Source organism: Janibacter terrae (assembly GCF_039636765.1).
Lineage (GTDB): Bacteria > Actinomycetota > Actinomycetes > Actinomycetales > Dermatophilaceae > Janibacter > Janibacter terrae.
Window position 1 is genome coordinate 595,773 of the sequence record NZ_CP144167.1, and the last position, 21,397, is coordinate 617,169.

21 protein-coding genes are annotated in these 21,397 nt (G+C 72.9%); 5 read left to right on the plus strand and 16 right to left on the minus strand.

Going from position 1 to position 21,397, the window contains the following annotated elements; all coding sequences use genetic code 11:
* Positions 1-14: 14 nt before the first annotated feature.
* From V3C34_RS02980 to V3C34_RS03015, 8 genes are all read right to left on the minus strand, one after another.
* Positions 15-1,181: a hypothetical protein gene (locus V3C34_RS02980; protein ID WP_346008029.1), complete on the minus strand. Its 1,167-nt coding sequence runs from the start codon at positions 1,179-1,181 to the stop codon at positions 15-17.
* Positions 1,182-1,239: 58 nt separating this feature from the next.
* A complete protein-coding gene (locus V3C34_RS02985; protein WP_338539024.1) occupies positions 1,240-2,424 on the minus strand; it encodes a zinc-dependent alcohol dehydrogenase in 1,185 nt (394 codons plus the stop codon).
* Positions 2,425-2,485: 61 nt separating this feature from the next.
* Complete coding sequence (locus V3C34_RS02990) at positions 2,486-3,277, minus strand: hypothetical protein (RefSeq protein ID WP_346008030.1); 792 nt, start codon at positions 3,275-3,277, stop codon at positions 2,486-2,488.
* Position 3,278: 1 nt separating this feature from the next.
* A complete protein-coding gene (locus V3C34_RS02995) occupies positions 3,279-4,508 on the minus strand; it encodes an NRAMP family divalent metal transporter (protein WP_068327314.1) in 1,230 nt (409 codons plus the stop codon).
* Entirely contained in the window at positions 4,505-4,951 is a 447-nt protein-coding gene (locus V3C34_RS03000) for a hypothetical protein (protein ID WP_346008031.1), read from the minus strand. Before V3C34_RS03000 ends, V3C34_RS02995 begins: the two co-directional genes overlap by 4 nt.
* 174 nt (positions 4,952-5,125) lie before the next feature.
* The gene (locus tag V3C34_RS03005) at positions 5,126-6,112 is read right to left on the minus strand and encodes a DNA topoisomerase IB (protein ID WP_338539022.1); all 987 of its coding nucleotides are present in this window, start codon (positions 6,110-6,112) and stop codon (positions 5,126-5,128) included.
* Positions 6,113-6,148: 36 nt separating this feature from the next.
* Positions 6,149-6,280 (minus strand): putative transporter small subunit, encoded by a 132-nt coding sequence (locus V3C34_RS03010; protein WP_211596828.1) that lies wholly within the window; start codon positions 6,278-6,280, stop codon positions 6,149-6,151.
* A gap of 15 nt (positions 6,281-6,295) precedes the next feature.
* On the minus strand, positions 6,296-7,978 hold the full coding sequence (locus V3C34_RS03015; protein ID WP_346008032.1) for a sodium:solute symporter family protein: 1,683 nt from the start codon (positions 7,976-7,978) through the stop codon (positions 6,296-6,298).
* Between the two features lie 380 nt (positions 7,979-8,358).
* Between V3C34_RS03015 and V3C34_RS03020 the strand changes: the two genes are divergently transcribed.
* Together V3C34_RS03020 and V3C34_RS03025 are read left to right on the plus strand one after the other, a co-directional pair.
* Complete coding sequence (locus V3C34_RS03020; RefSeq protein ID WP_346008033.1) at positions 8,359-9,060, plus strand: hypothetical protein; 702 nt, start codon at positions 8,359-8,361, stop codon at positions 9,058-9,060.
* 2 nt (positions 9,061-9,062) lie between these two features.
* On the plus strand, positions 9,063-9,677 hold the full coding sequence (locus V3C34_RS03025; protein ID WP_068327299.1) for a maleylpyruvate isomerase family mycothiol-dependent enzyme: 615 nt from the start codon (positions 9,063-9,065) through the stop codon (positions 9,675-9,677).
* On the opposite strand, the gene V3C34_RS03030 is transcribed toward V3C34_RS03025, so the two are convergent.
* The 4 genes from V3C34_RS03030 to V3C34_RS03045 are packed head-to-tail and all read right to left on the minus strand — an operon-like array spanning position 9,661 to position 12,020.
* Entirely contained in the window at positions 9,661-10,308 is a 648-nt protein-coding gene (locus tag V3C34_RS03030) for a class I SAM-dependent methyltransferase (protein WP_428832196.1), read from the minus strand. The genes V3C34_RS03025 and V3C34_RS03030 overlap by 17 nt on opposite strands.
* Positions 10,305-11,003: an iron-sulfur cluster repair di-iron protein gene (ric, locus tag V3C34_RS03035; RefSeq protein WP_345913371.1), complete on the minus strand. Its 699-nt coding sequence runs from the start codon at positions 11,001-11,003 to the stop codon at positions 10,305-10,307. Before ric ends, V3C34_RS03030 begins: the two co-directional genes overlap by 4 nt.
* Before the next feature lie 43 nt (positions 11,004-11,046).
* Positions 11,047-11,445 (minus strand): RrF2 family transcriptional regulator, encoded by a 399-nt coding sequence (locus tag V3C34_RS03040; protein ID WP_068327292.1) that lies wholly within the window; start codon positions 11,443-11,445, stop codon positions 11,047-11,049.
* Between the two features lie 17 nt (positions 11,446-11,462).
* Positions 11,463-12,020, minus strand: coding sequence for a 2'-5' RNA ligase family protein (locus V3C34_RS03045; protein WP_346008034.1), 558 nt, complete (start codon positions 12,018-12,020; stop codon positions 11,463-11,465).
* A 426-nt stretch (positions 12,021-12,446) separates the two neighbouring features.
* Here V3C34_RS03045 and V3C34_RS03050 point away from each other — a divergent pair, with 426 nt between their 5' ends.
* Both V3C34_RS03050 and V3C34_RS03055 read left to right on the plus strand, forming a co-directional pair.
* Positions 12,447-13,373 (plus strand): oxidoreductase, encoded by a 927-nt coding sequence (locus tag V3C34_RS03050; protein ID WP_346008035.1) that lies wholly within the window; start codon positions 12,447-12,449, stop codon positions 13,371-13,373.
* Between the two features lie 179 nt (positions 13,374-13,552).
* On the plus strand, positions 13,553-14,950 hold the full coding sequence (locus V3C34_RS03055; RefSeq protein WP_068425143.1) for an HNH endonuclease signature motif containing protein: 1,398 nt from the start codon (positions 13,553-13,555) through the stop codon (positions 14,948-14,950).
* A 48-nt stretch (positions 14,951-14,998) separates the two neighbouring features.
* Here the strand turns inward: V3C34_RS03055 and bioB are convergent, their stop codons facing one another.
* Together bioB and V3C34_RS03065 are read right to left on the minus strand one after the other, a co-directional pair.
* The gene (gene bioB, locus V3C34_RS03060; protein ID WP_345913358.1) at positions 14,999-16,057 is read right to left on the minus strand and encodes a biotin synthase BioB; all 1,059 of its coding nucleotides are present in this window, start codon (positions 16,055-16,057) and stop codon (positions 14,999-15,001) included.
* 42 nt (positions 16,058-16,099) lie between these two features.
* Positions 16,100-17,176, minus strand: a complete 1,077-nt coding sequence (locus V3C34_RS03065) for a zinc-binding dehydrogenase (RefSeq protein WP_346008036.1) — start codon at positions 17,174-17,176, stop codon at positions 16,100-16,102.
* Between the two features lie 97 nt (positions 17,177-17,273).
* Between V3C34_RS03065 and V3C34_RS03070 the strand changes: the two genes are divergently transcribed.
* Complete coding sequence (locus V3C34_RS03070; RefSeq protein WP_169702002.1) at positions 17,274-18,650, plus strand: MBL fold metallo-hydrolase RNA specificity domain-containing protein; 1,377 nt, start codon at positions 17,274-17,276, stop codon at positions 18,648-18,650.
* Positions 18,651-18,670: 20 nt separating this feature from the next.
* Here V3C34_RS03070 and V3C34_RS03075 read toward each other — a convergent pair whose 3' ends face one another.
* A complete protein-coding gene (locus tag V3C34_RS03075) occupies positions 18,671-20,422 on the minus strand; it encodes a SulP family inorganic anion transporter (RefSeq protein ID WP_255218325.1) in 1,752 nt (583 codons plus the stop codon).
* Complete coding sequence (locus tag V3C34_RS03080; RefSeq protein ID WP_068327266.1) at positions 20,419-21,396, minus strand: magnesium transporter; 978 nt, start codon at positions 21,394-21,396, stop codon at positions 20,419-20,421. The genes V3C34_RS03075 and V3C34_RS03080 overlap by 4 nt, the downstream gene beginning before the upstream one ends.
* Position 21,397: the final 1 nt, after the last annotated feature.

Here is a 21,397-nt window from a genome sequence, read left to right on the forward strand (position 1 = left end):
ATCCTTAGTTAGGCTTACCTAACATAGATGCTGGCTCCGTCGCTGTCCTCCTGTGCCCACGCTCGGGGCGAAGGGGGCGAGCGCCAGCCCCTGCTCCCCGCCCCCTCGTCGGTGGTCGCCACGACGACCCGACCGTCGGGTTGCGCGGCCAGGCCGACCAGCCGACCGGGCAGGTTCGCGGCAGAGGCGTCCTCGTGGAGCTGCGCGACGTGGGTCGTGCCGCCGTCGCTGTGCGCCACGGTGTCCACCGACCCGGCGACGACGGCGATGGTCGGGGACTGGGAGGTCAGCACGTCGGCCGCCACCAGCTCGGGCGGCGCGACGCGCGTCGGCAGGCCCTCGCCGAGCGGCACCCGCCACACGACGACGTCGTCGTCGCGGCGACCGGCCGCGGCGCAGTGGTCCACGGCGCACGAGACCGCAGTCGGCCGCTCGACCCCTGCGTCGTCCTCGGGGAAGCGCACCTCCCGCCACGGTCCGGCGGGCGCGCTCGCCGTCCACAGGACCGCGACGTCGCGGATCGCCGGCTCGAGCTCGGTGACCCACCCGACCGCGAGGTAGCCACCGGGCACGGCGGTCACCGCGCCGGGGGAGGGCTGCCGGGCGTCCGAGGCCCGCAGGTCCGCCCCGGCGTCGCGCGGCTGCGACCAGCGGTCACCCGACCGGGTCCACACCGCCACGTCGCTGCCGTGCTTGCTCGCGCTGACCCAGCTGCCGAGCACCACGGGTCCGCGTGGGCCGACCGCGGCCCCGACGAGCCCGCCCGCGTCCCACCCGCCGAAGGTCTCGAACCGCTGCGGCTGCTCGACCACCCGCCGGGTGTCGCCGCTCCAGATGGTCCACCGCACGTTGCCGTGCGCGCCGGCGCGATGGCCGCCGACGGCGACGGTGCCCCCTTCGCCGGAGGCCACGGTGAGCAGCTCGGCCTCACGACCGGCCCACTCCCAGCGCGTCTGCATCCCGACGGCCCGGGTCGTGCCGTCGGGCCGCAGCAGGTGGATCGAGGTGCGCTCGGTGTCGTCCTCGTCGTAGCGCCCGACGAGCACGCCCTCGGGCGTACCGGTGAGGGTGACGACCCGACCGGGGCCGGGGAGCGCGACCGGCTCCCAGGTGGGTGCGGGCGAGCCGCAGCCGGCGAGGAGGGCGACGGCGGCGGCGCCGAGCGCGGTGACCCGCCGCACGGGTCACCGCTCCTGCGCGGGGCGCGTCGGCGCGGTCATCTCCCCAGTGTGGTGCGCGTCAGGGGGAGAGCACCACCTTGATGCAGCCGTCCTCCTTGTCGCGGAACGTGCGGTAGGCCTCCGGGGCGTGCGAGAGCGGCACGCGATGCGTCGCCAGGCCCTCGACGTCGAAGACGTCCTCCTCACGGGTCACCATCTCGAGCAGCTCGTCGCTCCAGCGCCGGACATTGGCCTGGCCCATGCGCACCGTGACCTGCTTGTCGAACATCCGCATGAGCGGCATCGGGTCGGCCATGCCGCCGTAGACGCCGCTCAGCGAGACCGTGCCGCCGCGCCGGACGATGTCGAAGCACTGGTGCAGCACCTTGAGGCGGTCGATGCCGATCGTCTCGATGGCCTTGCGGGCCAACGGCTTCGGCATCCGGCTCGTTGCACCGATGACCCGCTCGGCGATCGGGTTGCCGTGCGCCTCCATCCCGACGGCGTCGATGACACGGTCGGCACCCCGGCCGTCGGTGATCTCACGGACGGCCGAAGGGAGGTCGTCGACGGTCCGGATGTCGATCGTCTCCATGTCATGGGCCGCGGCCATCGCGAGGCGCTCGTCGACGAGGTCGACGCCGATGACGCGCTCGGCGCCCTGCAGCCGCGCGGCCCGTGCGGTCATCTGCCCGATCGGGCCGAGCCCCATGACGACGACGGTGTCCCCCTCGCCGACGTCGGCGTACCGCGCCGCCTGCCACGAGGTGGGCAGCACGTCGGAGAGGTAGAGGTAGCGCTCGTCGGACCCGCTCTCCGGCAGCCGCACCGGTCCGTACTGCGCCTGGGGGACGCGCAGGAGCTCGGCCTGGCCACCGGGGACGGAGCCGTAGAGGCTCGAGTAGCCGAAGAGCGCCGCCCCCTTGCCCTGGTCGCGCACCTGCGTCGTCTCGCACTGCGACTGCAGCCCGCGGCGGCACATCCAGCAGTCCCCGCAGGAGATGTTGAAGGGGACGACGACGCGGTCGCCGACCCGGAGGTCGCCGGCGTCGGGGCCGACCTCCTCGACGATGCCCATCGCCTCGTGGCCGAGGACGTCCCCCGGCTGGAGGTAGGGGGCGAGCACTCCGTACAGGTGCAGGTCGGAGCCGCAGATCGCCGTGGACGTGACGCGCACGATCGCGTCGGTCGGCTCCTCGATCCGCGGGTCGGGGACGTCGATGACCTCGAGGGTCTCGGGGGACTGCCAGGTCACGGCCTTCATGGGTGCCTCCTGGGGCATCGAGTGGCATCGGGTCCGCTACCGCTACCCGCCCGGGCGGCCCTCAACCGTCCCCGTGCCCGCCGGCCTCCCCGCGCAGCCGCACCCGCCCCTGCGACCACGAGATCTCGGCCAGGTCGGCGACGTCGTGCCAGTGCGCCTCCCGGTGCACGGCGTCGATGATCCAGCGGATCACCCGCGGCCCGTCCTGATCCTCCGAGGAGTAGCCCAGGCTCGAGCCCACGACGCGCGGCCCCACGAGCACCCGCGTGAGGCGCGGGCCGGACCCGACGAAGGCGGTCCGCGCCTCCAGGTCCGTGATGTGCCGGCCCGCCTCGTGGCCCTCGTCGATGACGGCCATGGCGAAGAGCTCGGTCATGCGGTGCACGTCGCCGTCGCTGCCCCGCTGCGGGATCGGGCCGTGCCGGCCCCCCGACCATGGCGAGTCGTCGTCGAACTGGTCGCCGTCCCCCTTCGCCCCCGGGATGCGGCCGATGAGGTGGCGACGCAACCACCGCTCGAGGCCGAAGGAGGCGAGCAGCTCGGCGCCGGCCCGGTCCACCACCTGGATCGCCGAGCCCAGGTCGGTGATCTCGCGCCAGGGGACGAGGACGACGCCGGGGTCGTCGGGGTGGTTGAGCCGTCGCCAGATCGCCCAGCCCCAGCGACCGAGCACGCCGGGGTAGCGCGGTGCGAGCGCGCCGGGGCCGATGAGCAGGCCCTCGACGACGAGCCCGTCGCCGTCCTCGCGCAGGGCGAGGTCGTCGACCTTGCCGAGGAGGCGGCCCTCGCGGTCGACGACCTGGTGGTCGAGCAGGCGCTTGACGAGGCTGTCGTGGAAGGCGTGGATGGTCATGTCACTGCCCCACCCGGGTGATGAGCATCAGCGGCACGGCGGCCGCGGACGCGACGAGCACGGGGACGAGCACGGCGGTGCCGCACACGTTGGCCAACCACCCGTTGACCCGGTCGCCCATGTACGTGCGGTCGTTGGCGACGATGAGGATGGGGATGTACGTGAGCGGCAGGGCGACGGCGCTGAAGACGACCGAGTACTCCGTGACCATGATCGGGTCGACGGTCGTGAGCAGCACGCCCGGGCCGAGGATGCACAGCAGGAGCAGGATCGTGTGGAACCGGGTGGCGTGCAGCGGCTCGGCGTACTTGCCCCACTGCCAGCCGAAGTACTGGCAGACGCTGTAGCCCACCGACAGACCCGTCTCGCAGGCCGCGCCGAAGGTGGCGGCGAAGAGGCCGAGCAGGGCGATGGCGATACCGATCTTGCCCAGCGCCATGCCGACGGGCAGCACCGTCTGGCTCAGCTCGCCGACCTCGATCGACAGGGGGAGGAAGACGATGGCCGCCGACGCGGTGATCGCGACCGAGAGCACCGCGCCCAGGGGGAAGCCGAGGAAGACGTTGGCGCGCATCGTGGGGATGTCCTTGCGCGTCCACCCCTCCTCGACGCCGCCGGAGGAGAAGAAGAAGACCTCGTAGGGCGTCATGGTCGCGCCGAAGATCGCCACCGCGTAGTACCAGTAGGTCGGGATCCCCTCCGGCTGCGGCATCGTCGCCGTCGACGCCTCGTGCCACATCTGCGACCAGTCCGGCGAGAGCTGCCAGACGGCGACGGCGAAGACGACGAGGGCCAGGCCGCCGAGCCCGAAGGTGTCCTCGAGCGCGGAGAACTTCACCCGCCAGAACACCAACCAGAGCGCGGCGGCGACGACGGGGATCCACAGGTAGGGGTTGACGCTCGTCGCGAGCTGCAGTGCGAGCGCGACGCCACCGATCTCGGCGATGAAGGTCAGCAGGGTGACGGCGATGGAGCCGACGAGGTTGAGCAGCCCGACCCGTGGCCCGAGGCGCTCGCGGATGAGGTCGAAGGTCGGCCGTCCACTCACGGCCGCGACCCGGCCGCTCATCTCGGCGAAGACGCAGATGCTGAAGGTGCCGACCACGAGGACCCAGGCGAGCGACAGGCCGAAGCGCGAGCCGACGACGCCGGCGGTCACGATGTCACCGATGTCGACGAAGCCGCCGATCGCGGTCAGCAGGCCGAGGAGGAGGGCGAGGGCCTTCTTCATCCGACGTCCTGCTCGAGCTTCTCGAACTTCCGTACCGTCGCCTCGAGGTCGTGCAGCGCCTGCCGCAGACCGCTCGTGTCGTGCCGGCGGGCGGCGATGCGGGCGTCGGCGATCGCCTCGTCCGCGTCACCGAGGGCGCTCAGCACGTCGGAGCGAAGGGGGTCGTCCCGCCTGTGCGGGGGTTGCACCTTGCCGAAGCTGTCCTCGATGGGCCCGATGGCGTCCTCGCAGCCGCTCAGGCTCGTGTCCGCGACGGCGTCGGTCACGCGGTCCTGGAGGACCTGCCGGACGACGAGCTCGGCGGTCGCGGTCTCGGAGAGCCCCGAGCCGACGGCGCCACGGGCGTTCTGCCGGAAGGCCCCCGAGTCGAACGCCGGGGTGACGCAGCCGGTGAGCGCGAGCACCACCCCGATCGTCGTCGCCACGACCGTCCGTCGCGTCATCGTCGCTCCCGGAGCACGACATACGCGAGCAGGCAGACGAGGCCGATGAGCATCAGCCAGCCCAGACCCAGGGGCCAGCCCTCGATCATGGCGCACCGGTCGCAGCGCGGGACATGCCCCCTGCCTACCCCGTCCTGCACCGATCATGCGCCACCGCAGGGGTGCCCGCGCGTGTCAGGTCGCCCTGAGCAGCGCCACGAGCTCGCGCTCGACCCGTCGCCGCACGGTGTCGCTGTGCTCGAGCGGCTGGCCCCGCGTGGGCCGGACGTGGCGCCCCGCGCGGTGCGCCGCTAGGACGCGTGGGTCGACGTAGCTGTCGCGGGCGACCGTGAGGGTGTCACCGAGCGAGTCCGCGGCGGCCTGCAACGCCGCGCGCTCGATGTCGTCGGGGTCGCCACCGCCGCGGGCGGCGCGCGCCAGGGCCTCTGCGGCGGTGACGGTCGCCGCCCACGTGCGCAGGTCCTTGACCGTGTGCTCCTCGCCGACGAGCTCGACGAACCGGTCGGTGACGTGGCGTGGGGCGAGGTCGTGGCGCTCGCCCCCTTCGCGGTAGCGCATGAGGTGCTCGCCGCGACGACCGGCGCGGCGCAGGCCGCGCAGGGTCCGGGTCACGTCCTCGTCCTGCACCGCGACCGAGGCGGCCTGGCCCCCCTTCGCCGGGAACTCGAGGAGGACGCCGTCGCCGCGGTCGTGGAGGTGCTCGGTGAGCAGTGTGGTGGCCCCGTGCGACCCGTGCTCCGCCTCGTACGCGGTCGACCCGACCCGCAGCCGGCCGGTGTCGAGCAACCACAGGGCCAGGCCGGTGACGCGGGCGCGGGTCAGCCCCGGTGACCGCAGGTCGGCGCGCACGGCACGACGCAGGGTGGGCAGGGCCGGTGCGAGGGTGAGGACCCGGTCGAACTTGTCCCGGTCCTGCTGCTCGCGCCACCGCGGGTGGTACAGGTACTGAGTCCGGCCGGCGGCGTCGACGCCGGTGGCCAGGAGGTGGGCGTCGGGGTCGGTGCAGATCCACACGTCCTGCCAGGCAGGAGGGATGACGAGGTCCTCGATGCGGGCGCGTACCTCGGCGCCGACCCGGCGCCCGTCGGGGTGGACGTACGTGAACCCCCGTCCGGCGCGTCGCCGGCGGATGCCGGGCTCGTCGGGGCTGCTGCGTCGCATGGTCCTGTCATACCCGACGCGGGGGCCGGTGACCCGTCAGATGATGTCGCGTCCCTCGTCCCTGGCCGCCCGCCACGCCCTGTAGAAGGCGACGCAGATGACGGTGAGGACGACGGCCACGACGACGGGCCAGACGAGGATGTAGGCGGTGAGTGCGGTGATGGACATGCGGGCTCCCAGAGGTCAGGCGCGGGCGGGCTGGAGGTCGGGGTCGTCGTGCTCGGTCGCGACCTCGTCGTCGGTGAAGTCGCTCGTGCGACCCGCGATGAGCGCGAAGTCGAAGGGCGCCTGCCGCGACAGCAGCGACATGACGACGCAGACGATCGTCGAGACGGCATAGGCGCTGAGCGACCCGGACAGGGCCGGGTGCTGCGAGATGACCCCGATGGCGAAGGGGGCGACCCCCACCGCGAAGACCGTCCCGATCGTGATCCCGGCCCGGGCCCCGAAGAAGCCGAAGGCCATGAGCCCGATGACGATCCCGGCGCCGATGACGCCGATGACGTCGATCGCGAGGTCGAGCGCCCCGGACTGCGGCAGCCAGGAGAAGCGGACCGGGAGGAAGACGACGAAGGCGACGAGCACGGAGACGGTGAAGGCCGAGTTGGTGACCCGGGTCCAGTAGAAGGAGGCGATGACGGGGAAGACGAGGCAGCCCCACATCGCACCGACGAAGACGAGCAGGTCGAGGATGTTGAGCTCGAGCGCGGCGAAGAGCACCGCGGCGACCGTCGCGACCACCATCGTCAGGCGCCCGATGAGCAGCATCGTCGCCGGGTTGACGGTACCGCCGCGGCGGGCCCGCTCCCCGTAGATGTCGGTCATGACGATCGACGACAGGGCGGCGAGGTCGGAGTCGGCGGTCGAGGAGAGCGAGCCGATGATCATGACGAAGAAGATGACGATGAGCGGCGTCGCGAGGTGCGAGGCGGCCAGCTGCGGCAGCAGGTTGTTGGGGTCGCCGCCGGCCGGGGTGATGCCGGCGTAGAGGGCGAGCACTCCCATCATGCCGATGCCGATGATCGTCGCGCCGTACCCGATGGTCGCCGTGATGAAGGTCGGCTTGATGAGGTCCTCGCGCACCGCGAAGAGGCGCTGGGCGATCGTCTGGTTGCCGATGGCGTAGGCGAGGACGGCCGCGATGTACGGGGCGCCCTGGCCGAGGAAGGCCTCGGAGGAGAAGAAGCTCGACTGCTGCTGGGTGAGGTTGCCGGCGCCCTCGCGCAGCAGGTCGGGGCCGCCGAGGACGAAGAAGAAGGCCGGCACGAGGACGACGACCGAGAGCAGCATCGCGACGACCTGCGCGAAGTCCGTGAGGACGGACGCGCGGAACCCGGACCAGACGGTGTACAGCAGCACGCCGGCGGCGATCATCAGCACGCCCTGGATGAAGCTCATCGGAGAGAGCATCGAGATGAGGGCGCCGCCCGCGATGAAGTTGGACATCAGCGAGATGACGCTGCCGAGCACGTTGGAGATCGCGAGCATCAGCTGGCTGGAGCGGCCGTGCCGGGCGCGCATGACCTCGGCGAGGGTGTGCGCGTGGGGCGCGACCCGGCGGATCCGTCGGCCGAAGGGGTAGATGAAGAGGATCATCAGCGCCCCCCACAGCCCGTAGTGGATGGGCCCGGAGATGCCGTACGTGTAGCCGGAGGTCACGGACGCGTACATCGACGACGCCCAGATCCAGGTCGCGGTCATCGAGGCCGCCGAGATGCCGAAGCCGATGTTGTGCCCGGCTGTCATGTACTCGTCGGCGTTCTCCTTGCCTCGGCTGATCCTCATCGACATGACCATGGTCAGTCCGTAGAAGAGGAGGAGCAGCAGGATGATGGTCGCGATGCCCAGGGGCGGCTGCGTCGGCATGCCTTCCTTCCGGTGTGGTGTTGTGGGTGTGGCTGGGCGCAAGGTAACCCGGGGGCGCGGCGAAGGCTAATGGCGCCAAACATGTGAAAACCGCCGCAAAGCCCATGACCACGGGCCCGTCCGCGGTTTCGGCCGGGGTCCGCCGTGTGAGCGATCTCACCGGTTCGCACGGGTGTGGCGACGTGCGCACGAAGGGGGAGACCTCCCCCGTCGATGTGCTTGCCGTTCCCCGGAAATGTCGGTTGGGTGTGCCCATGAGCTATCAGCCGCCCCCGCCGCCCCACCAGCCGCCGCCGCCCGGGCAACCGCCCTACGGCGGTCAGCCCCCTTACGGTGGTCAGCCCCCTTACGGCGGGCAGCCGCCCTACGGTGGTGGCGCGATGCCGCCGCCGGGCGGGTCGGCGCCGCGCCAGTACAGCCCGATCGAGGCCGTGAAGTACGCATGGACCAAGTTCACGCAGAACCTCGGCCCCTTCCTCGGGGTGACGGCGATCGTCCTCGCCGTCGGCATCGGCCTGAACATGCTGATCAACCTCGCGCTCACCGGCAGCGTCCTCAGCAGTGCGGAGGCCGTCGACCCGCAGACGGGGCTGCCCGACAACTTCGTGCAGATGCAGCTGGCCAACGTGGTCGGCAGCTTCCTCACCGGCTTCGTCTCCTGGGCGCTCGGCCTGGCGCTGCTGCGCGGTGCGCTCGACGTCGTCGACACGGGCCGGACCTCGTTCGGCGAGATGTTCAGCCGGATCCCGTGGGGGCAGGCGCTCCTGGCCGGTCTGCTGGTGTGGCTCGCCACGACGATCGGTGTGGTGCTGTGCATCCTCCCCGGCCTCGTCGCGATGTTCCTGCTCTACTACACCAATGTCGCCGTGCTGGAGGGGCGCTCGGCCACCGACGCCATCGGGGCCAGCTTCACCTTCGTCAAGGACCACCTGGCGGAGAACCTGCTGCTGCTCCTCGTCGCCCTCGGCCTCGTCATCCTGGCGATCTGCACCTGCGGCCTCGGCATGCTCGTCGTGACCCCGCTGCTCACGATCGCGCAGGTCTACACCTGGCGCGTCCTGCAGGGACGGCCGGTCGCCTGACCATGACCGATGTCTGGGAACTGGTCCACGCCGAGCGGGCCGCCCTCGCCGACGACCTCGAGCGACTCACCGAGGAGCAGTGGCTCCAGCCCTCGCTCTGCGAGGGCTGGAGCGTCCACGACGTCGCGGCCCACCTCGTCGACAACGCGCGGGCGACCCCCTTCGGGGTGGTGTGGGCGATGGTGCGGGCGCGCGGCGACTTCGACCGGCAGAACCAGCGGGGCATGGAGCGTCACCGGGGCGTCACCCCCCGCGAGACGCTCAGCGGGCTGCGTGAGGTCGCGGCGCGGCGGACCGGCCCGCCGGCTCCCGTCGACAGCCGGCTGGTCGAGGAGGTGCTCCACGGCGAGGACATCCGGCGGCCGCTCGGGATCTGGCACGACTACTCCGCCGAGGCCGTCGAGCGGGCGCTGCGCTACCAGGCGCGGGTCTCGCAGGGGCTGGGCGGTGGCCGGCAGCGCGCCGAGCGGGTCACCCTGCACGCCACCGACCTGGACCTGTCCATCGGCGACGGGCCCGAGGTGCGCGGCCCCGCGCTCGCGCTGCTCATGGTCATCTCGGGCCGGTCCGCCGCGCTGCCCGACCTGGAGGGACCGGGCGTCAGCCTCCTGGGCTGAGCGGCTGCAGGATGCTCACGACGAACCCGGTCGTGGGCGTCCACGGCTCGAGCGCCCACCCGCCGAGGCGCACCTGCTCCTGGAGGCCCGCTGCTGCCGCGTCCGCGACGAAGTCGTCGAGGTCGTAGCCCCGGTCGGTCCCGAAGCCGACGACCGCGCGTCCGCCCTCGGCGAGGTGGTCGACGAAGCCGGCGAGCACCGACCGTCGGGTGCTCGGTGCGAGGAAGGTCATGACATTGCCCGCGCACACGACGAGGTCGAAGGGAGTCCTGCGCCCCTCGTCGTCGCGCAGGTCGAGGGTGGCCAGGTCGCTGACGACCCACCTCGGGCCGGGGTGGTCCTCCTGCGCCGCGGCGATGAGGGCGGGGTCGACATCGGCCCCGGTGACGTCGTGGCCCAGCTCGTGGAGGCGGCCGCCGACCCGGCCGGGCCCGCACCCGGCGTCGAGGATGCGGGCGCCGCGGGTGGCCATCGCGTCGACGAGCCGGGCCTCGCCGTCGAGGTCGTCGCCCCGGGCGGCCATCGCGCGGAAGCGGTCGATGTACCACTGCGAGTGGTTCGGGTCCTCCGCGACGATGCGCATCCACTCGCTCGTCTCGGGTGCGGCCGACCGGCCGGCGTCGGGCGTCACGCCGCGGAGACCTGGTCGTGGAGCGCGCGCACCCGGGGGAAGAGGATGTTGTTCTCCTTGTGCACGTGCGCGTGCAGGTCCTGCTCCAGCTCCTCGAGGCCGGCGAGCATGGCGCGGTAGGAGTTGCAGCCGTCCGGCGGCGGCGTGAACCCGCCGGTGAGGTCGCGCAGCTCCGCGAGCAGGTCCCCGACGACGTCGTGCTCGTCGACGAGCTGCTGCACGAGCTCACCGAGGTCGCCGGAGGCGACGGTGACCGGAGCCCGCGTCTTCTCCAGGCGGCTGATCGCCGGGAAGACCACCCGCTCCTCGCGGGTCAGGTGCGGCTCGATCTCGGTGACCACGCGGGTGTAGGTCTCCTGCACGCGGGCGAGCTCGGGGTGGCGCTCGCCGTGGACGCCGACCACCTTGTCGACGAGCGCGGTGAGGCGCGGCATCTCCTCCCACAGGTACGCGTGGTGGGTGTCGACGATGTCGTGCGCGAGCGCCGACAGCGCGAGGTCCTTGGCGACCATCACGGGGGGCTCGCCGGGCAGGTCGAGGCGCACGCTGACGTCCGCCGGGTCCAGGCCGGCCGCGCGGGCCGCCTCGTCGAGGGGGCGGTCTCCGTTGCAGCAGTAGTCGAGGCCGAGCTGCTCGAGCACGCGGCTGCGGCGCGGGTCCTCGGTGACGAGGTCACCCAGGGTGGTGGTGGTCATGACGGCCATGGCGAGATCCCTTCGTGGTGGTGGTGCCGGGTGGTCAGGGGTGGGGTGCGGTCGCCGGGGTGGCGGCGAGGATGTCGGTCAGCGTGGTCCGGGCGCGGCTCCACGCCTCGTGGAGGACGCAGGTGCGGCCGAGTGTGCACGCGCGGTCCTCGGCCACGCACCGCCCGGTGGTCGTCGGGCCGTCGATGGCCTCGATGACCTCGAGCACGCTCACCCCGCTCGCGTCGTCGGTGAGCGAGTAGCCGCCGGTCGGGCCGGGGGTGGAGCGCACCCACCCGGCCTTGACGAGCGGGCCGACCACCTGGGCGACGAACCCCGGGGTCGCGCCGAGGGCCTCGGCGAGCTCGGGTGCCTTGAGGCGGGTGCCGGCCGGGGCGAGCAGCCCGACGGCCTGCACGGCCAGCTCCGCTCTTCGGGTGACCTCTAGTCTCATAGTCATAGACTACAAGATCAGGACGAAGGGGGGAAGCCCTCCAGGTCCCAGCGCTCCACGACGTGGCAGCGGCCGCTCTCCCACCAGGCCAGCTGCAGCTCGGCGAGCGTGCAGGCGGCCGGCAGCAGGTGGCCGAGCGAACGTCGGGTGGAGGCGATCGAGACTCCGTCGCGGGCCGCGTCGAGGGTGAGGTGCGGGACGGGGACGCGACCGAACCTCCCTTCGTAGGGAGGGAACGCGGGGAAGGCAGTGGCGAGGGCCGCCGTGAGGGCGCGCAGCGGGGCGTCCGGCTCGGGGCGCAGGTGGATGATGCCGTCGGGGAACTGGTCGATCTCGTCGAGCCGCACCGTGATCGGCGCCGTCCGGGCCGCGATCGCGGCGACCGTGGCGAGCTGGTGCGGGGTCGGCGCCGGGGCGAAGGGGGCCAGCGCCGTGATGTGCGCGTGGCCGAACGCCGGGTCCGTGGAGACGAACCCGGCGTCGTGGTGGGCGGTGCGCTCGACGACCCAGGCCTCCAGCGGTGGGACCGGGAGCTGCAGGACGGTGTGCCCCGACGCCCCCTGCGGGTTCGTCATGGCGTCACCGTAGACCTGCCCGTCAGTCCTCCGGCAGCTCGGCGAAGGTCTGCTTCGTCGCGTTGTACCAGCCGAGCGCCTTGCGGGGGCGCAGCCACCGCTTCTTCATCGTCGGTCCTCTCGTGGTGGGGTCTCTCGTGGTGGTGACGACCGGGGGAGCGCGGATGTGACCGGCCGGCGGCGCAGGTCCTCCCGCCGGGTGACGCGACCGAGCACCTCGAGGTCGGCGCGGAAGGTGATGCCCCGCACCACGCCCCCTTCGATCGAGCACGGCGATCTCCCTTCGCCCGTCGATCCGCTCCGGGGTGCCGGTGGCGATCGCGGCCGCGTCCGCCGTGACCCTCGCCTGCGGCGCGAGCCCCTCGTCGCCGTGCCTCAGCCCACTGACGCACGGGGCGGGTCCAGTGTGACTGGCAGGCTGGCCCCATGACACGCACCCGCGACGCCTGGTCCCTCGACCGCATGCCCGACCAGACCGGCCGGACCGTGGTGGTCACCGGGGCCAGCTCGGGGCTGGGCGCCGTCACCGCCCGTGAGCTCGCCGCGCGGGGCGCGCACGTCGTCCTCGCCTGCCGGGACACGGCGAAGGGGGAGGCCGTCGCCGCCGATCTCGAGCGCGCGCAGGTCGTGCGCCTGGACCTGTCGTCGCTGGACTCGGTGCGCGTGGCCGCGCGGGAGGTCCGCGACCGGCACGAGCGGATCGACCTGCTCGTCAACAACGCGGGGGTGATGATGACCCCGCGGGGAGTGACGGCGGACGGTTTCGAGCTGCAGGTCGGCACGAACCACCTGGGCCACTTCGCGCTCACCGCGCTCCTGCTCGAGCGACTGCTGGTGACGCCGGGGTCGCGCGTGGTGACGGTGTCGAGCCTCGCGCACCGGTTCGGGGGCGGTCGTCTGGACGTCGACGACCTGCAGTCCGAGCGGGGCTACGACCCGATGGGCGCCTACGGGCGCTCGAAGCTGGCCAACCTGCTCTTCACCCATGAGCTGCAGCGGCGGTTGTCCGAGGCTGGGGCGGGGACGATCGCGCTCGCCGCGCACCCCGGGCTCTCCCGGACCGCCCTGGCCCGGTACCTGCCCGCCCCGGCCCGTCCGCTGGTCGCGGCAGGCAACGTGCTCGTCGGGCAGAGCGCGGCGAAGGGGGCCCTGCCGATCCTGCGCGCCGCGACCGACCCGGCCGCGGTCGGCGGCGAGTACTACGGCCCGAGCGGGTTCCGCGAGTTCCGTGGCCGTCCGGTGGCGGTCGGCTCCTCCCGCGGGTCGCGGGACCCGGAGGTGATGCGCCGGCTGTGGGAGGTCTCGGAGGAGCTCACCGGGGTGCCTTTCCCCGAACTCGCCCCCGCTCCCTGAGGGCCACCCGGGGGCACGCTCCCTGAGGAGGTTGCGCACCCCGACCCACGCTCCCTGAGGAGGTTGCGCAGCAACCGTCTCGAAGGGCCACCATCCCCAGACCCCCACCCGACCCAGCGCCCGTCCACAGCACCCCAACGCTCCCGACCGCTGTCGGTGGTCGAACATACGATCGATGCATGTCAGAGGCGACGGTGCGTGACGCGGACCCGGGACCGGACCCGGTCCTGCGGGACGCGCTGCGCCCGTTGCTCGACACCGACGTCGACAGGGTGTGGCAGCTGCCCGACGCCGAGGTCACCGACGGGCTGGCGGCGCTGGGCCGGGCGAGGCAGCTGCTGGCCGTGGCCGAGGTCGCGCTGGTGCGCGAGGGCATCTCCCGGGGGCTGCCGACGCAGACCTCGTGGTCGGTCCACGACTGGGTGGGCGTCAGCGAGGGGCGGCACGCCCCGCGCCCCGAGTCCCGGCACGTGTCGTCGGTGGTGCGCGTGGCGACGACCGGCCTGCGGGCTGGCAGCGGGGTGAGCGACCCGAGCGCGGGCATGGCCCCGGAGCCCACCGGTGACGCCGGGATCGCAGGCGTCGTGGCGGCCTTCGAGGCGGGAGACCTGCCGCTGGGCAAGGCCGACCAGCTGGTGCGATTCGAGGAGGGTGTGCGGCGAGTGGCCGACCGCGACCTCCTCGACGCGGACCTGGGGCTCCTCCTGGGCGAGGCCCGCGACGGGCTCGTCGCCACGGGCCCGGACGGACGCACCCCGCAGCGGGTCTCGGGCCTCGACGAGAAGAAGCTGGCCGCGGCCATCACGATGACCACCCGGATGCTGCGTCCCGACAAGGACCTGGGTGAGGACGACGAGCGGCACAAGGCGTCGCGCTCCCTCACCTCGCACACGGATGCGTGCGGCATGACCCGGTACAAGCTCGTCCTGGACCCGGAGGGCGCCGCGATCATCGACGCGGCAGTCGCCGCGCTGTCCGCCCCCGTCAAGGGCCCCGAGGGCGAGCCGGACGACCGCTCCCCGGCCAGGCGTCGCGCCGACGCGTTGCTCGCGGTCGTCGAGCGGGGTGTCTCGGCCCCGGTGGGAACGCCCCCCGGCGACAAGGCCAGGGTCGTCGTCACGATCAGCCTGGCCGCCCTGACGGCCCACCTCGCGCAGGGCCGCTGCGGTGCCTGTGGTCAGGACCTGCCGACCACGGCCTTCGGGGGTCATGCCGGCGGGTCCACCGCCACGGGGCAGGTCCTGCCCCCGTCCGCGGTGCGCCGGCTGGCCTGCGAGGGCGGGATCATCCCGGCCCTGCTGGGCACCGACAGCGAACCCTTGGAGCTGGGCCGCGCGGCACGCTTCTTCACCCCGGGCCAGAAGCGCGCCCTGTACCTCCGTGACGGCGGGTGCACCTTCCCCGGGTGCACCATGCCCGCCCACTGGTCCGACGCCCACCACGTGCAGTACTGGTCCCTGGGAGGGGGCACCGACATCGGCAACGCGGCCCTGCTGTGCGAGCGCCACCACACGCGGGTCCATGCCCGCGACCTGGCCTGCACCATCACGGCGACCGGCGTGACCTGGCACGTCTAGCTGCCGCGCCCCGGACCCGGCCCGCCACGGGCCGGGCCACAGTCGTGCTCACGCGTTCGCCGGGGCCTCGGTGCCCGCGCCACGGCGGCGGATGGTCGGGTCGGCGCCGGCGCCGGACGTGCCGTGCTCGGCGCCGAGGACGACGAAGCCGTTGTCGGCGAGCATCTCGAGGTCGGCCTGCGCGGCCTGGCCCTCGGAGGTCAGGTAGTCGCCGAGGAAGATCGAGTTGGCCACCTGCAGCGCGACCGCCTGCAACGACCGCAGGTGCATCTCGCGGCCGCCGGCGATCCGCACCTCCCTGTCGGGGGCCACGAAGCGGGCCATCGTGAGGATCCGCAGGCAGCGAAGGGGGGTGAGCTCCCAGGTGTCCGCCAAGGGAGTGCCGTCGAAGGGCATGAGGAAGTTCACCGGGATCGAGTCCACATCGAGGTCCCGCAGCGCGAAGAGCGCCTCGACGAGCTGTTCGTCGCTCTCGCCGAGACCGGCGATGAGCCCGGAGCAGGGGGAGAGGCCGGCGGACGTCGCCCTGCCGATCGTGTCGACCCGGTCCTCGTAGGTGTGCGTCTGGACGACGGCGTCGTGGTGGGACTCGGCGGTGTTGATGTTGTGGTTGTAGGCGTCGACTCCCGCAGTGCGCAGCCGCTCGGCCTGTCCGTCCTTGAGCAGTCCGAGGCAGGCGCACACCTCGACGCCCTCGTTGGCCTCCTTGAGCGCCTCGGTCATCGCGACGACCCGGTCGACGTCCCGGTCCGAGGGGCCGCGCCCGGAGGCGACCAGGCACACGCGGGTCGCGCCGCCGCGCAGCCCGGCGGCGGCCTGGTCGATGGCCTCGTCGGTCGACAGCCACGAGTACGTGAGGATCGGCGCCTGCGAGCCGAGGGCCTGGGAGCAGTAGCTGCAGTTCTCCGGGCACAGCCCCGACTTGAGGTTGACGAGGTAGTTGACCTTGACGGTGTTGCCGAAGTGCTCGCGGCGCAGCCGGGCCGCGGCCACGACCGCGGCCATGACCTCGGTGTCGTCCGTGCGCAGCACGGCGAGCGCGTCGGCCTCGGTGGCCCGGCCTCCCTCGAGGATCCGGTCGGCGAGCTGGTCGAACGTGGTGGTCATGGCGCCCCTTCGGTGAACGTCGTTCAGTGAACGACGTTCAGGTTACCCGGCCGGGCTCCGGCCGGGCGTCAGGCAGCGAAGGGAGCGCCCAGGGGCGACGATCGTCATGCCCGCGACTGGTGCGGTGTCGAAGCCGGGCAGCAGCGCCGCGGCCTCCTCGAGACCGATGGTCCGCTCGACGAGCCGCTGGGGCTGGAGCGCTCCCGACTCGATGAGCGCGAGCATGCCCGGGTAGTCGACAGCGGCCATGCCGTGGCTCCCGAGCAGGTCGAGCTCCCACCCGATGACGCGCGCCATCGGCACCCGGGGGTGCCCGTCGACCGGTGGCAGCAGGCCGACCTGCACGTGCCGGCCGCGCCGCCGCAGGCTGTGGATCGCGGCGGCGCAGGTCTGCTCGCTGCCCACCGCGTCGACCGCGACGTGGCTCCCACCGCCGGTGAGAGCCGTGACCGCTGCGCCGACGTCCCGGCCGTCGGCGAGGACGACGTGCTCTGCACCGAGATCCGTCGCGAGACCGAGCGCCTCGGGATTGCGGTCGACCGCGACGACCCGGGCCCCGAGGGCGCGGGCGATCATCACGGCACTCAGCCCGACGCCGCCGGCCCCGACGACGGTGACCCACTCTCCCTTCGCCACTGCGGCGCGGGCGACGAGGGCGCGGTAGGCGGTGGCGAAGCGGCACCCGAGGCTGGCTGCCGTCGCGAAGTCGATGCCCTGCGGGATCGCGACGAGGTTGGTGTCGGCGGCGTGCAGCGCGACCCGCTCGGCGAACGAGCCCCAGTGCGTGAAGCCGGGCTGCTCCTGGTCGGGGCACACCTGCGCCTCGCCAGCGGCGCACCACTCGCACCGGCCGCACCCGCAGACGAAGGGCACCGTCACCCGGTCGCCGACCCGCCACCGCTCCACGCCCGCGCCGACCTCGCTGACGACACCCGCCAGCTCGTGGCCGGGCACGTGCGGCCAGGCGATGTCGTCGTGCCCGGCCCAGGCGTGCCAGTCGCTGCGGCAGACCCCGGTCGCCTCGACCTGCACGACCACCCCACCGTCGGGGGCGAAGGGGGCCTCCACCTCCCTGACCTCTGGCTGGGCTCGGACGCTGTCGATGACCACCGCTCGCATGCGCCCATCCTGACGCACAGGGCACTTGGTCCCTTCACGATCGGTCGTCTCGCGCACACCATGGCAGTGAGGCAGTCGGACGCACATCGGAGGACCCGTGACCACGACCCTGACCTTCCTCGGTGCTGCAGGGACCGTCACCGGTAGTGCCTTCCTGATCCAGGACGGGCGCGCCGGGACCCTGGTCGACTGCGGGCTCTACCAGGGTGAGCGGCGGTGGCGCCGCCTCAACTGGGACCGGCGGGACCTGTCGGTCCGGGGGCTCGACGACGTCGTGGTGACCCACGCGCACCTGGATCACTGCGGTTACCTCCCGGCGTTGGTGCGACAGGGGTACAGGGGGCCGATCTGGGCGACCGACTCCACCGCCGCCCTGGCCGAGATCGTGCTGCTCGACAGCGCCCACCTGCAGGAGGAAGACGCTCGGCAGGCCGCCGAGGGCAGGTCGCGGCACAACCCGCCCCTGCCCCTGTACACCGTCGGCGACGCGGCGAGGGCCGTTCGCCTCTTCAGGTCCCAGGCGTACGAGGAGCCCTTCACGCTCACCTCGGGGGGCACGGTCACGCTGAGCCGGGCCGGCCACATCCTCGGCTCGGCCTGCGCGCTGGTCGACGTCGGTGGTGCCACCACCTTGTTCTCGGGGGATCTCGGTCGCCGAGCGCACCCGCTGCTCAAGCCGCGCGCAGCCCCACCCCAGGCGCAGTACGTGGTGATGGAGTCGACCTACGGCGACCGCACCCATCCCCACGCGGCCGACGACGCGCACGAGATCCTCGCCGACGCCGTCCGACGCACGATCAACCGCGGCGGCTCCGTGGTCATCCCGGCCTTCGCCGTCGACCGCACCGAGCTCGTCCTCCTGGCCTTGGCCCGGCTGCGCGAGCAGGGGGCCATCCCCGACGTCCCGGTCTACGTCGACAGCCCCATGGCTCTGCGCGCCCTGGAGGTGTACTCGCGCCCCGAGTCCGCCGATGAGCTCGTCGGCGACGGACTCGGTGAGCTGGCCGCCCTTCGCGACCTCCGCACGGCACGCACGTCCGACGAGTCCAAGGCCCTGAACAACCCGGGTAGGCCGTGCATCATCGTGTCCGCCTCAGGGATGGCCACCGGCGGACGGGTGATCCACCACCTGCGCGAGCTGCTGCCCCACCCGCGCAACTGCGTGGTCCTGACGGGTTACCAGGCCGTCGGGACCCGGGGCTGGGCCCTGGTGGAGGGCGCCAGGGAGGTCAAGCTCCTGGGCGAGTACGTCCGCGTCCGCGCCGAGGTCGTGGACGACGGCGGGTTCTCCGTCCACGCCGACAGCGAGGACCTCCTGGACTGGTTGCAGGCCATGCCGGCAGAACCCGAGTGCGTCTACCTCGTCCACGGTGAACCCGACGCGAGTGCCGCCCTGGCCGCCCGGATCCGCGATGCCTTCGACTGCTCCGTCGTCGTCCCGCGCCTCGGCGAGAAGGTCGTCCTCGGCCCCTGAGCCAGGGTCTGCGCCACGGCTCAGGGCGCACCGGGCCCGGTGCCGTCACGCAGCCCCGGGGGCAGTGTCCCGTGTCGCTCGCGGTACCAGGCGGCATAGGCCTCGACGGCGGTCGGCAGGGTCATGAAGACCCGGTCGGCACCGATCCGCTCGACGAACCCGTCGCGCACCAGGTCGATGCGCAGCTCCTGCTTGACCCGGGCCAGGCCCAGCACGATGTCCCGGCGCTGCAGCTCGTGGTGGAGGTCGTTCAGGGCGTCCAGGGCGGTGATGTCGATGGTCACGTTCGCCTCGGCATTGAGGACCAGCCACTCCACGGGTGTCGGGGAGGTGTCGACGGCGCGAAGGGCGCGCCGCACGAAGTCCTGGGCGTTGGCGAAGAACAGGGGCGAGTCGTAGCGGTAGACGACCAAGCCGGTCACGGGCTGCGCCACGGGGTAGTCGGCGACGTCGTGCATGCCGGCCACCCCCGGGACGAACGCGAGGACCCCGTCGTGCGGCCGGGCCACCCGGTGCAGGAGATCCAGGACCGAGAGCCCGACAGCGACCAGGACACCCGTCAGCGGGCCGAGCAGCACGACGCCGAGGAAGGTCGCGAGGGACAGCCACAGCTCGGTGCGCCGGAAGCGGGCCAGACGCCGCACGTCGGCGACGTCGACGAGCCGAGTGGCGGCGTACACCACGACGGCACCCAGGGCAGCGGCCGGCACGACGGCGAGCACCGGTCCGGCGAGGGTCACCGCCAGGAGGACGGTGATCGTCGTCGCGACGGAGTGGAGCTGGGTCCGGCTCCCGGCCGCCGCACCGATGGCCGTGCGGCTGCCGCTGCTGCTCACCGGGAACCCGCGCACTGCGCCGGCTGCAAGGTTGGCGGCACCCAGCGCCAACAGCTCCTGGTTGTTGTCGACGACGTCACCGCGGCGCGTCGCGAACGCCCGGGCGGTGAGGACGTTGTCGGTGAACCCGACCAGGGCCACGCCCAGGGCCGCGGGGAGCAGCAGGGTGACGTCGTCCACCCCCAGGTGCGGCACCTCGAGCTCGGGAAGCGCTGACGCGACCGGGCCCACGACGGCGACGCCGCGCCCGGTGAGGTCGAGGAGGGCGACGGCTCCGGCGGCGAGCACGATGAGCAGCAGCGGCCCGGGCAGTCGCGGGGCCTGCCAGCCCGCGAGGAACACCAGGCCGAGCAGGGTCAGGGCCAGGATCCCGGTGGGTGCGTGGATGTCGCCCACGTGCCGCAGGGCGAAGGCGACCTGGTCCAGGACACTGCCCTCGGGGACGTCCAACCGGGTGAGGTTGCCGATCTGGCTCACCATCATGAGAGCAGCGATCCCGCCCATGTACCCGTCGAGCACCGGTCGGGAGAGGGCCTCCGCGACGAAGCCCAGACGCAGCACCCAGCCCATCACGCAGATGGCCCCGACCAGCACGGCCAGGGTCGCTGCGCGAGCGGCGTACTCCTGCGCGTCCTGCAGGCCCAGGGTGCCGAGGGCGACGGCCGTCATCAACGCGGTGGTGGACTCGGGACCCACGGACAGCTGGGGGGAGGAGCCGAGGACGGCATACACCGACAACGCGGCCATGGCCGCCCACAGGCCGGCCACAGGTGGGAGACCCGCCACCGCGGCATACGCCATCACCTGCGGGACCAGGTAGGCCGCGATCGTCACGCCCGCCACCAGGTCCCCTCGCAGCAGGTCTCGGTGGTAGCCCCGCATCGCGGAGACTCCGGGCGCGAGGCCACGGACGTCGAGGCGGGGTCGTTGTCTCACACCGCGACCTGCGCGGCGATCGCGAAGTAGATCGTCACCGACAGGACGTCCTGGATCACGGTCGCCAGCGGACCGGAGCCGAAGGCCGGGTCCGAGCCGAAGCGGTGGAAGACCCAGGGCAGCGCCAGCGCGACCACGGTGGCGATGCTCGAGGCCGCCACGATGGCCAGGCCGACGGCCAGGCCGACGCCTGCGTCACCCCAGATGGTGGCGACCATGCACAGGGCCACCGCACCGAGCACCAGCCCCAGGGCCACCCCGGACTCCAGCTCGCGTCGGGCGAAGCGGCGGATGCCGACACCCAGCGACAGGCCGCGGATGGCCAGGGCCTCGGTCTGGGTTCCCACGGCGTCGGCGAGGTAGACGACTCCGGGGAGGAAGTAGGCGATGAGGACCTGCTGACGCAGCGTGTCCTCGAACCCGCCGACGACTCCCGCGGCGAGCAGGGCACCCGCCAGGCCCACGACGAGCCATGGGAGGCGATGGCGCAGACGGCGCGCCACCGGTTCCAAGGTGGCGGCCAGCGCGGTCGCGGTCGAGTGGGCGAAGCCACCCAGCCGAGCCAGGTCCTCGTCGTGCTCGGCGTGCAGGACCGCGACGAAGGCGGCCGGCGTCACGATGCCCTGGAAGCGGGCGCCGCGGTCGACCACGGCCAGGACGGTTCCTCCACGCTGCACGGCCCGCCAGACCGCGGGCTCCTGTCGGGTGTCGAGCTCCACGGTGGGCGGGTCGGGGTCCATCAGCTCGCTCATCACGGCCTCGGCCGGTGCAGCCAGGAGTGACTCGATCGACACCAGACCCGCCAGGTGGTCGCCGTCGAGCACCGCCAGCACGTGGACCGTCGCGAAGTGATGCCCCAGCAGCCGCGACACCACCAGGTCTGCCCGGTCGTGGGGCGAGACCCTCGGGACGTCCGCGGTGAGGTGCTGGGCCACCGTCCCCCGAGTGCCGGCGACCCCTGCTGTCCACCCCATG

Coding starts and splice junctions, on each gene's coding strand:
- V3C34_RS02985 (WP_338539024.1), bottom strand. CDS start 2,424: ATGAAGGCCGTGACCTGGCAGTCCCCCGAGACCCTCGAGGTCATCGAC.
- V3C34_RS02990 (WP_346008030.1), bottom strand. CDS start 3,277: ATGACCATCCACGCCTTCCACGACAGCCTCGTCAAGCGCCTGCTCGAC.
- V3C34_RS02995 (WP_068327314.1), bottom strand. CDS start 4,508: ATGAAGAAGGCCCTCGCCCTCCTCCTCGGCCTGCTGACCGCGATCGGC.
- V3C34_RS03000 (WP_346008031.1), bottom strand. CDS start 4,951: ATGACGCGACGGACGGTCGTGGCGACGACGATCGGGGTGGTGCTCGCG.
- V3C34_RS03005 (WP_338539022.1), bottom strand. CDS start 6,112: ATGCGACGCAGCAGCCCCGACGAGCCCGGCATCCGCCGGCGACGCGCC.
- V3C34_RS03010 (WP_211596828.1), bottom strand. CDS start 6,280: ATGTCCATCACCGCACTCACCGCCTACATCCTCGTCTGGCCCGTCGTC.
- V3C34_RS03015 (WP_346008032.1), bottom strand. CDS start 7,978: ATGCCGACGCAGCCGCCCCTGGGCATCGCGACCATCATCCTGCTGCTC.
- V3C34_RS03020 (WP_346008033.1), top strand. CDS start 8,359: ATGCCGCCGCCGGGCGGGTCGGCGCCGCGCCAGTACAGCCCGATCGAG.
- V3C34_RS03025 (WP_068327299.1), top strand. CDS start 9,063: ATGACCGATGTCTGGGAACTGGTCCACGCCGAGCGGGCCGCCCTCGCC.
- ric (WP_345913371.1), bottom strand. CDS start 11,003: ATGACCACCACCACCCTGGGTGACCTCGTCACCGAGGACCCGCGCCGC.
- V3C34_RS03040 (WP_068327292.1), bottom strand. CDS start 11,445: ATGAGACTAGAGGTCACCCGAAGAGCGGAGCTGGCCGTGCAGGCCGTC.
- V3C34_RS03045 (WP_346008034.1), bottom strand. CDS start 12,020: ATGACGAACCCGCAGGGGGCGTCGGGGCACACCGTCCTGCAGCTCCCG.
- V3C34_RS03050 (WP_346008035.1), top strand. CDS start 12,447: ATGACACGCACCCGCGACGCCTGGTCCCTCGACCGCATGCCCGACCAG.
- V3C34_RS03055 (WP_068425143.1), top strand. CDS start 13,553: ATGTCAGAGGCGACGGTGCGTGACGCGGACCCGGGACCGGACCCGGTC.
- bioB (WP_345913358.1), bottom strand. CDS start 16,057: ATGACCACCACGTTCGACCAGCTCGCCGACCGGATCCTCGAGGGAGGC.
- V3C34_RS03065 (WP_346008036.1), bottom strand. CDS start 17,176: ATGCGAGCGGTGGTCATCGACAGCGTCCGAGCCCAGCCAGAGGTCAGG.
- V3C34_RS03080 (WP_068327266.1), bottom strand. CDS start 21,396: ATGGGGTGGACAGCAGGGGTCGCCGGCACTCGGGGGACGGTGGCCCAG.